6 protein-coding genes are annotated in these 6,605 nt (G+C 66.3%); 1 reads left to right on the forward strand and 5 read right to left on the reverse strand.

What is annotated here, in order from left to right:
- Positions 1-418: copper chaperone PCu(A)C (locus LPZ50_RS19860; RefSeq protein ID WP_230664143.1), on the forward strand; the 418-nt coding region annotated here is incomplete at its 5' end.
- Positions 419-696: 278 nt separating this feature from the next.
- On the opposite strand, the gene LPZ50_RS19865 is transcribed toward LPZ50_RS19860, so the two are convergent.
- The 5 genes from LPZ50_RS19865 to LPZ50_RS19885 form a co-directional block, all read right to left on the reverse strand.
- The gene (locus tag LPZ50_RS19865) at positions 697-2,199 is read right to left on the reverse strand and encodes a PepSY-associated TM helix domain-containing protein (protein ID WP_230664146.1); all 1,503 of its coding nucleotides are present in this window, start codon (positions 2,197-2,199) and stop codon (positions 697-699) included.
- Positions 2,200-2,215: 16 nt separating this feature from the next.
- Entirely contained in the window at positions 2,216-4,327 is a 2,112-nt protein-coding gene (locus LPZ50_RS19870; protein ID WP_419195617.1) for a TonB-dependent receptor, read from the reverse strand.
- A gap of 187 nt (positions 4,328-4,514) precedes the next feature.
- Entirely contained in the window at positions 4,515-4,928 is a 414-nt protein-coding gene (locus LPZ50_RS19875) for a DUF2946 family protein (RefSeq protein ID WP_230664149.1), read from the reverse strand.
- A 180-nt stretch (positions 4,929-5,108) separates the two neighbouring features.
- A complete protein-coding gene (ychF, locus tag LPZ50_RS19880; protein WP_230664152.1) occupies positions 5,109-6,200 on the reverse strand; it encodes a redox-regulated ATPase YchF in 1,092 nt (363 codons plus the stop codon).
- A 59-nt stretch (positions 6,201-6,259) separates the two neighbouring features.
- Positions 6,260-6,605, reverse strand: a 346-nt coding sequence (locus LPZ50_RS19885; RefSeq protein ID WP_230664155.1) for a type II CAAX prenyl endopeptidase Rce1 family protein, incomplete at its 5' end; no start/stop codon positions are given.

Here is a 6,605-nt window from a genome sequence, read left to right on the forward strand (position 1 = left end):
CGGGCACGGCATGGCGCCGGCCGCCACGGCACAAGCCGCTGCCCCGCCCGGCCTGGCCGCGCAAGACTGCCGCATCCGCAATATGCCGAAGCAGGTACCCTCGGCCGGGTACTTCACGCTAGCCAACCACGGCCAGCACGAAGCCGTGCTGGTGGGCGTCGGTTCCGACGCCTATGCGCGCACCATGCTGCATGCCTCGACCAACGAAGGCGGCATGGCGGGCATGGCGCACGTGGACCGCATCGCCGTGCCGGCAGGCGGCAGCGTGCAGTTTGCCCCGGGCGGCTATCACGCCATGCTGGAAAAGCCTGTGCATGAACTGCAGCCGGGCGACCAAGTGACGCTGACCCTGGCCTTCGAGGCCGGCGGCGCGCTGGCCGTACCATGCACCGTGCACGCGCCGGCCGATATCCGGTAGGCGCTGGGCGAGTTGTCACGGACGCCGATGGGTGTCTGGCTCCCGCCAGGGTGCCAGACACCGCACATCGTGGCGCACAACGGTGTCCGGCACCTTTCGGAGCCGGACACCCAACCGCACCGCGCAAAGCGCCGCGCGGCGAGTTTTCACGGATGCCGATGGGTGTCTGGCTCCCGCCAGGGTGCCAGACACCACGCATCGTGGCCCATAACGGTGTCCGGCACCGTCGGAGCCGGACACCCGGCTGTACCGCGCAAAGCGCCCTCTTTCACCTTAAATCAGGCCCTCGGCGCGGCGGGGCGACGGCGGCGGCGCAACGCGGCCAGGCGCCGCGTGCCCAGCACCACGCCGGTGGCCGACAAAGCCAGCCCGCCCAGGCTGAGCAGGATGATGGCCACGTCCCTGGCCACGCCGGCATTCAACAGCGTTGGCGTATCCCAACTGTGCAAGAAGTAGAACAGCCAACGCCCCACCCGCTCGGCGCGCCCAAGGTCCAGGCTGACCGCGCCGGTGCGCAGGTCCACATACACCCGGTGCCGGCCAGGCGTATCGAAATCCAGCCGCAGCGCGGGCAAGCCGCGCGGCGCGCCACCGTTCATGGCCTGGGCATGCCGCGCGTAATAGTAGGCGTCGTACTGCGCCAGCACCTGCGCCTGCATGCGCGCACCGGGAAACAGTGCTTGCGCGGCGGCCTGCACCCGTTGCGGGTCCCATTGGCCTTGCACCGCCAGCCCCGCCGCCCCGGCGCGCACAATGCGGCTGTCAGCCTGCGCGTTGCGCGCCACCACATATGCCTCGCCCCCCAGCCAACGCCATTCCAATTGCACCGGCCGGAAGCCCGCTTGCTGCAGGGCCCGCAGCACCGGCCGCGGGTCGGCCAGCGGATGACTGACGCCGGCCGCCGCCATGCCTTGCCGGTCGGGCCCGGGCCCCCCATCCGAGAAAATTCCGCCCGGGTTCATGGACATCAGGCCGCTGAAAATCCAGGTGCACACAAAAGCGCTGAACAGCAGGCCGGCGACATGATGCCAGCGCATCCACGCCTCGCGGTAAGGCGTGCGCGCGCCCGACTTATAGCGCCCGCGAAACCGCCAGCGCCACACACCCACCACCACGCCGCTGATCGCCAGCAAGGTGCAGGCGCCCGACAGGACAATCACGATCCAGCTCCAGCCCGGGTCCACCGAGCGGTCGCGCACCATATACAGCCAGTGCAGCCAGGCACCCACATAATTCCAGCGCTGCTGGGCCAGCGGCGCGTCCAGCACCACCTCGCCCGTGGCCGACGACACATACAGCGTGCCGGACGTGGGCCCATCCATCCACACCTGGTGCAGCGGACGATGGCGGTCCAGCCCGCGCGAATGCGTCCAGCGGTCTTCCTGCAGCAGCCCGCCGTAGCGCGGCGCCGCCCGCGGCCAGAAAGCCTGCGCGGCCGCCACCGCCACGCTTTCCGTCACGGCCCCGTCCGGCAGGCCCGTCTGCGCCGAATACGCGCGCGGGCCGTCCGCTGTGGACACCACATAAGTGGGCCGGCCGCGCAGCGACGTCAGCACCAGGCCCTGGCCCGCTGGCGCCAGGGCTGCAAAACTGATGCAGCAATCATCGGCCGCCAGCACCGGCAGGCTGCCCAGCCGCTCGGCCGGCGTCAGCTTGGGATAGCCCACATACAGCATGACGATGCCGCTGAGAAACCACACCAGCATCAGCACACAGCCCGCCACCCCCAGCCAGCGATGCGCCAGGTAAGTCAGCCTGCGGCATCGCGCCTTCAGGTCCATGCGTCGCTCCGCACGGTCAGAAACGATGGTTGAACGTCAGTTCAAACCGGCGGCTGGGCCCGTACAGCCATTGCGTATTGGTGTAGTACGCAGTGGTGAAATAGGCCCGGTCGAAAACGTTATAGCCGCGCGCCGTGATGCTGGTGTCCTTGTTAACGTCCCAGCGCAGCGCCAGATCAGTAGTGGTGTACGACGGCAGCTCGATAGTGTTGGCATTGTCGGCGTAGCGCTTGCCCACATAACGCAAGCCACCCATCGCCGTCCAGCCCGGCTGGAAATTCCAGCTTAGCCACAAGTTGGCCAGGCGTTGCGGCACATTCGGGGGCACCTTGCCTTCGCGCGACACCGCCCCGCCGCCCGACGATTCCGTGAAATCGTCGTACCTGGCGCGCAGCATGGTGGCGTTGGCCTCCAGCCTCCAGCCGGGCGCAAAAGTCAAGGCCACCGTAGCCTCCAGGCCCCGCGAAGACTGTTCCCCCACCTGCACGCGCAGGCTGGGGTCGGTAGCATCGCGCGACAACAAGTTCGACTTCCGTATGTGGTACGCCGCCAGCGTCCATTCGCCGCGGTTGTCCCAGAACGCCTGCTTCAAACCCACTTCCACCTGCTTGCCCTTGGCCAGGTCAAACTCGGCATTGGCCGGGCTTAGCATCAGCAGGCCGCCTACCGGGTCGGCCGCCTCGGCATACTGTGCGTACACCGCCATGTCCGGCGTCAGGTCGTACGCCGTGCCGATGCGCCAACCCACGTCGGAATACGTCTTCGACAACGCACGCTGGCTGGCCACCAGGTCGTCGCGCACCACCCTGGCATGGTCATAGCGCAGGCCGCCCACCACCGACCACTTGCTGGTCAACGCCAGACGGTCTTCCATGAACAGCGCGAACTGGTCCGCCTCGTTGCGATAGCGCGGAATAGTCGGAAAATCGCTCTGGAAATGACCATGCGCCGGATCATAAGGATCCACCGGCCCCGAACTACCCGTGTAGGTATTGTTGATGTGCTTGAAGCTCGCATGGTTCACATCGAAGCCCACCGACACGGTGTTGTCCAACCCGGCTAGCTTGCCCTTGAACGCCGCGTCCATGGTCAGGCCGGTTTGCGTCTGGTCGTGCGTAATGGCGGTATTGTCCGAACGGTCGATCAGGCCGGTGCCGGGGTTGTACACATAACGCTCGGCATTGCGCCAGTCGCGGTCGCTTTGCACGTGATATAGGCGGGCGCGCACCGTCGTCGCATCGTTGGGCGTCCACACCGTGTCCAGCTGAGTCCACTGGTCGCGAAAACGCATGAAACTATCGCTGACGTTGTAGTTCTGCTTGCGCACCGCGTCCAACTGTTCGCCATCGATCAGCGGCGTGCCAAAGTAACGCATCGGACGCTGATACCCATAGGCATAGCTCAGCGTGAAATTCAGATCGGGCGTGGCGTCCCAGCGCAAGGCCCCCGAGAACGTCGCGTCGCCAGACTGGCCGCGATCCACCCAGCCGTCGGTGTAGTTGCCGCTAAGGTCCAGCCGATACGACAACGTATCGCTCAGCGCGCCGCCGCTGCCCAGGCCCAGCCGCGCCGTATCCTGCGTGCCGATGGTGGCCTGCACTTCATTACGGATGGGCCCGCGCGTGGGCCGCTTGGGCACCACATTCACCACCCCGCCGATGGCGCCGTCGCCATAGATGACCGACGCCGGGCCGCGCAGCACCTCGATGCGCTCCACCGACCAAGTATCGAACGGAAACGTCACGCCCACCCCGCCATACTGGCGCAGGCCGTCGTACAGGCGCATCACCGAAGCACTATCGGTGAAGCCGCGCACCGACAGCGCGCTGTTGCCGTTACCCGGATGGGCCATGCCCGAGAATCCCGCCGCGCGCGTAATGGCGTCGTTGACGTTGGTATCGCCGCGTTCCTGAATCTGTTCGCGCGTGATCACGTCGATGCTGGCGGGCGTCTGCATCGGCGTCAGCCCAAGATTGGACCCCGTGCTGGCCTCGGTGGCCAGCGCCGACTCGGCGCCGCCCGTGACCACGATGGGGCTAAGGGTGGCGGGGGTGGATTGGGCGGCGGCATTGAAAGCGGCCAGCACCAAAGACGTGCCCAGGCACGCGTGCGTACGAATAATGGTCAAGGCGACCTCTCTTCTTTCTGTATAGGTATTGTCTGGGCCTGGCAGCGGCAGGGGCTGCCGGCAAGACCGGAGCGAAGAGAGGAAAGTCGTGGGCGCGGATAGCAAGGCGCATACACGCCGTGCCTATCGTTGCAGAGGCATCCCCCTTCGCGGCCAGGAGCGGTGCAAATCAGGCACCGCCGTCAGCTCAGGCAAACAAAGAAGGAGGCGCGCGCGAACCCAGCGGCGGCCCAAGCGGGGGCAGGGCCGGCGCCGCGCGGTAGACCGGCGCCACGGGCACCGCGTGAGTTTGTTGCGCCGACAGCGCCGGCGCCATATGGGTATCGGGCAAGACCCCATGGGCCGACAAGGCGCCGAAAGCGCAGGTCTCGGCCGCCAGGTGCTTACCGCTGGTGTCATCGGATTGGCCCGGCACTTCCAGCGGCACACTGACGGGGCCCGCCGCGCTGCACAGCGTCAGCATGACGTGCGACGAGGCCGGCGCCGCCATGAACCCATGCGGAATCGCCGCGCGCAGCACGAACACGGCCAGCGCCAGGCAGATCAAGATCCGCCAGGACAGGCCGCGAGGCTGGTTCGCAGGGCGCCGGAAGTTGGGCATGCGGCGGATTTTATTACACAACCTTGCGGGGCGTTGCGGGGTGCGGCGATTGGACGCACCGGGTGGGCAAGGTGCGGCTTGCTGGTCTGGGGCAAGACGCGAAACAGGGTATCGGTTTCCTCAATACCCTATTTAGCCGGCAGGTTTACCCCATTCCTGCCGTGCGATGGTCGAATGGGGTCAGACGTTAAACAAGAAATTCATCACATCGCCATCCTGCACGATGTATTCCTTGCCTTCGGCGCGCATCTTGCCGGCCTCTTTGGCGCCGCCCTCTCCCTTATAGGAAATGAAGTCGTCAAACGAAATAGTCTGCGCCCGGATAAACCCGCGTTCAAAATCGGTGTGGATCACGCCGGCAGCCTGGGGGGCAGTAGCGCCTACTTTCACTGTCCAGGCGCGAACTTCCTTCACCCCCGCAGTGAAGTAGGTCTGCAGGCCCAGCAAGCGGTAACCGGCGCGGATCAGGCGATCCAGACCCGGCTCTTGCATGCCCATGTCGGCCAGGAAAGCCGCCTTGTCGGCGTCGTCCAGTTCGGCGATCTCGGCTTCGATGGCGGCGCAGATGGCCACCACCGGGGCATTCTGCGCATTGGCGTGCTCTACCAGGCGGTCCAGCAGCGGATTGTTCTCGAAGCCATCGTCGCTGACGTTGGCCACGAACATGGCGGGCTTGGCGGTGATGAAGCCGAACGACTTCAGCGAGAACAGTTCCTCGGCATCCAGGCCCAACGAGCGGATCGACTTGCCGGCGTCCAGGTGTTTCTGGCAACGCTCGAGCAATGCGACAAGCTTGGCGGCCTCTTTGTCGCCCGAGCGCGCCAGCTTGTTGTTGCGGTGAATGGCCTTCTCGACCGTCTGCAGGTCGGCCAGGGCCAGCTCGGTGGAGATGACTTCGATATCCGAAATGGGGTCGACCTTGCCCGCCACGTGGATCACGTTGGAATCCTCGAAGCAGCGCACCACATTGACGATGGCGTCGGTTTCGCGGATATGCGACAGGAACTGGTTGCCCAGGCCCTCGCCCTGGCTGGCGCCGGCCACCAGGCCTGCGATGTCGACGAATTCGACCACGGCGGGCACCACGCGCTCGGGCTTGACGATATCGGCCAGCTGGGCCAGCCGCGGATCCGGCACTTCCACCACGCCCACGTTGGGTTCGATGGTGCAGAAGGGATAGTTTTCGGCGGCGATGCCGGCCTTGGTGAGCGCGTTGAAAAGCGTCGATTTGCCCACGTTGGGCAGGCCGACGATGCCGCATTGCAGAGCCATGGGTATTCCTTAATGATCAAGACGGGGATTGTAGCCGCCTGGCACGTCCGGCGCAGGCGTCAGCGCAGCCCCAGCACCGTCACGATCAGCAGCATGGGGCCGGCGTTGAAAATGCCGTGCAGCGCCACCGCGGCGCCTATGCCACGGCGCACGCGGATCCAGCCCAGCACCAGGCCGGTGGCCCATTGCGGCAATACCAGCAGGGGCAGCATCCAATAGGCGGTGTCGGCCAGCGCGAAGTTGTTCAGGTGCACGGCGGCAAAGGCCAGCGAGGCCAGGTGATAAACCAGGCCGAAGCGCAGGCGGTAGTGGCGCCGCCAGTCCATGCGCCAGGGCTTGCGCGGCGCGCGGCCGGGCCGCAGCGGCAGGCAGGCCAGCTGTATGACCGCCGCCGCCCAGGCCAGG

This window comes from Bordetella petrii, assembly GCF_020991325.1.
GTDB classification, from domain to species: domain Bacteria; phylum Pseudomonadota; class Gammaproteobacteria; order Burkholderiales; family Burkholderiaceae_B; genus Bordetella_A; species Bordetella_A petrii_E.